Annotated in this window: 3 protein-coding genes; 1 reads left to right on the top strand and 2 read right to left on the bottom strand. The window is 70.0% G+C overall.

Annotated elements, in window-relative coordinates; genetic code table 11:
• Together HET64_RS37700 and HET64_RS37695 are read right to left on the bottom strand one after the other, a co-directional pair.
• Positions 1 to 917, bottom strand: a 917-nt coding sequence (locus tag HET64_RS37700) for an FAD-binding oxidoreductase (RefSeq protein WP_215111737.1), incomplete at its 3' end; no start/stop codon positions are given.
• A gap of 120 nt (positions 918 to 1,037) precedes the next feature.
• On the bottom strand, positions 1,038 to 2,471 hold the full coding sequence (locus HET64_RS37695; protein ID WP_215111736.1) for an amino acid permease: 1,434 nt from the start codon (positions 2,469 to 2,471) through the stop codon (positions 1,038 to 1,040).
• 225 nt (positions 2,472 to 2,696) lie between these two features.
• Here HET64_RS37695 and HET64_RS37690 point away from each other — a divergent pair, with 225 nt between their 5' ends.
• On the top strand, positions 2,697 to 3,188 hold the full coding sequence (locus HET64_RS37690) for a ribose-5-phosphate isomerase (protein ID WP_215111735.1): 492 nt from the start codon (positions 2,697 to 2,699) through the stop codon (positions 3,186 to 3,188).
• The last annotated feature ends 52 nt before the right edge of the window (positions 3,189 to 3,240 follow it).

Here is a 3,240-nt window from a genome sequence, read left to right as displayed (position 1 = left end):
CTCGGAGATGGGTATAAGAGACAGTCCCCGTAGTACGCGTGCGGGAACGGCGGGTCGCTGTGGATCGTGGGGCTCTCTGCGTACGGCATCTCCCGCAACGAGTCCGCGAGCGCGGGACCGATCGCCCGCAGCGGGGCCACCAGCCGCTCGCCCTCGGCCGCGTCCCCCGTGCAGGCGACCCGCACCGAGACGACGTACCGCCCGCGCAACTCCTCGGGCAACTGCGGCATGTCCGGGTAGACGAGCGCGGCCAGCGAGGAGGTCAGGGACTCCGGCACGGTCCGGGTCCACTCCCCGTAGCGGCCGGCGACCTCGGCCGCCCGCTCCCCGGCGAACGCGATCGAGCCCCCGTACAGCCGCTCCACCGCCACCAGGCCGATCTCCAGGGCGGTCACCACCCCCAGCCGGTGCCCGCCCCCGCGCAGCCCCCAGAAGAGCTCCGGCTCGCGCTCCGGCGTGACCCGGCGCAGAACCCCGTCGGCGGTCACCACCTCCAGCGCCCGCACATGGTCGGCGGCGTACCCGAACTCCCGGGCCAGGATGCCCAGTCCGCCGCCCAGCGTGTACGAGACCGCGCCCACCGAGGGCGACGAGCCGTTCAGCGGGGCCAGCCCGTGCGGGATCGCCGCCGCGGTCACCGCGCCCCAGGTCGCGCCCGCACCGATCCGGGCGGTGCGGCGGACCGGGTCCACGGCGACGGAGTCCAGGGCGCGGGTGACGACGAGGACGCCGCCCCCGACCGCCCCGGGCAGCCCGTGGCCGGTGGCGTGCGCGGCGACGGGGAGCCCGCGCGCGGCGGCGTACGCCACGGCCTCCCGTACGTCGTCGGGGGTGGCGGCCTCGACCAGCCGGCCGGGCCGGATCGGGAAGCCGGTCTGGAAGGTGGCGGGTGCGGATCCACTGGGCCGGTACGACATGGGGGAGGCTCTCCTTCGCTCGCGTTTCGGCGGTGCGAGGAAGAGCCTCCCCGGGAAACCTGACAACCTCTGTCAGGTTTCCCTCGAACGGGTGCGGATCACCCGCGGATCACATGACGGTCACTTGGCGACGGTCTTGCGGCCGCGCATCTCCCGGAACAGCGAGATGCCCACCACCAGGGCCGCGACCAGCAACGACAGCACGACCTGCTCGCGGGCGGCGTCGTCGGTCAGCATGTAGACCAGGACGAAGGAGATCATCGCGATCGTCGCCCAGGTGAGGTACGGGAAGAGCCACATCCGTACGACCAGCTTGCCGGGGGTCTCGCGCAGGATGATCCCGCGCATCCGCAGCTGGGTGAAGCAGATGACCAGCCACACGAAGAGCGCGACCGCGCCGGAGGAGTTCAGCAGGAACTGGAACACCGTGTCGGGCCACTGGTAGTTGAAGAACACCGCCACGAAGCCGAAGACGACCGAGGACAGGATCGCCGCCTGCGGCACACCGCGCTTGTTGACCTTGGCGAATGCCTTCGGCGCGTCGCCCCGCTCGCCCAGCGAGAACGCCATCCGGGAGGCGGTGTAGAGGCCGGAGTTGAGGCAGGACAGCACAGCCGTCAGCACGATGAAGTCCATGACCTGCCCGGCGTGCGGGATCCCGATCACGTCGAGGGCGGCGACATAGCTGCCCTTCTCGACGATCGACGGGTCGTTCCACGGCAGCAGCGTCAGCACCACGAAGATCGAGCCGAGGTAGAAGACGGCGATACGCCAGATCACGCTGTTGGTGGCCTTGGAGACGGCCCGCTGCGGGTCCGAGGACTCACCGGCGGCCAGCGTCACGATCTCACTGCCCATGAACGAGAAGACGACCATCAGTACACCGGTCAGGATCGCGCCGGGCCCCTCGGGGAAGAACCCGCCGCTGTCCGTCAGATGTGCCAGACCCGACCCCGCGTTGTCCGACCCGGGCAGGAAACCGAAGACCGCGAGGAAGCCGATGACCACGAACGCGCCGATCGCCACGACCTTGATCCCGGCGAACCAGAACTCGAACTCGCCGTAACTGCCCACCGAGACCAGGTTGGTTGCGGTCAGCACGACCATCACGATCAGCGCCCAGGCCCACTGGGGGACCCCCGGGATCCAGCTCTCCAGGATTTTCGCGCCCGCCGTGGCCTCGACGGCGAGCACCACGACCCAGAAGAACCAGTAGAGCCAGCCGATGGAGAAACCGGCCCAACGGCCGAGCGCCTGGTCGGCGTAGGCGGAGAAGGAACCGGAGCTCGGCCGGGCGGCGGCCATCTCGCCGAGCATCCGCATCACGAGGACGACCATCAGGCCGACCATCGCGTACGACAGCAGAATCGCCGGGCCCGCGGCCGCGATGCCCGCGCTGGAACCCACGAAGAGCCCGGCGCCGATCACACCGCCGATCGCGATCATCGAGAGGTGGCGGTTCTTCAGACCTGCCTGAAGCCCGCCCGACGAGTCCGGCCGGTCCGGCTCACCGGGCTCCTGGCCCGGCTTCGCCAGCGTCGTCTGCGACGTCATGGGGGGAATCCTTACGTTTGGTGCGTGAGGGTGTGCCCTGCTCCGCCGTGGGGTGGTGCGAAGACAAGGCCACGCATTCAAGCCCGGAAAGAGACGGAAGCGGAACCCCCTCTTTCGGATCGTTTGCCGGATCGTTGCCCGAGTGGTGTTGACCACATCGAACGCGGCGGGAGGCCCCGACCCCGCTGACGGCTACCCCGCGAAGTTCGTGCCACACTTCGCACCATGCGCGTGTACCTCGGATCCGACCATGCCGGCTACGAACTCAAGAACCACCTCGTCGAGTGGCTCGGTGCCCACGGCCACGAGGCCGTCGACTGCGGCCCCCACATCTACGACGCCCAGGACGACTACCCGCCGTTCTGCCTGCGCGCCGCCGAGAAGACGGCCGGTGACCCGGACAGCCTCGGCATCGTGATCGGCGGCTCCGGCAACGGCGAGCAGATCGCCGCCAACAAGGTCAAGGGCGTCCGCGCCGCACTGGCCTGGAGCGAGCAGACCGCCGCCCTCGGCCGCGAGCACAACGACGCCAACGTCGTCGCCATCGGCGGCCGGATGCACACGGTCGAGGAGTCCACGAAGTTCGTCGAGATCTTCCTCACCACGCCGTACTCGAACGAGGAGCGCCACACGCGCCGCATCGAGATGCTCGCGGCGTACGAGAACACCGGCGAGCTCCCCCCGATCCCGGCCCACCACCCGCAGCACGACGCCTGATGCCCGAAGGGCACACCCTCCACCGGCTGGCCGCCGACCACCAGGAGTGGTT

The sequence above is a fragment of the Streptomyces sp. McG3 genome (genome assembly GCF_018619185.1).
In the GTDB taxonomy this organism is placed as follows: domain Bacteria; phylum Actinomycetota; class Actinomycetes; order Streptomycetales; family Streptomycetaceae; genus Streptomyces.
This window is presented reverse-complemented; position numbering and strand designations above follow the sequence as displayed.

What these genes read in the sequence shown, in the direction of transcription:
- HET64_RS37695 (WP_215111736.1), bottom strand. Translation starts at nt 2,471, where the DNA reads ATGACGTCGCAGACGACGCTGGCGAAGCCGGGCCAGGAGCCCGGTGAG.
- HET64_RS37690 (WP_215111735.1), top strand. Translation starts at nt 2,697, where the DNA reads ATGCGCGTGTACCTCGGATCCGACCATGCCGGCTACGAACTCAAGAAC.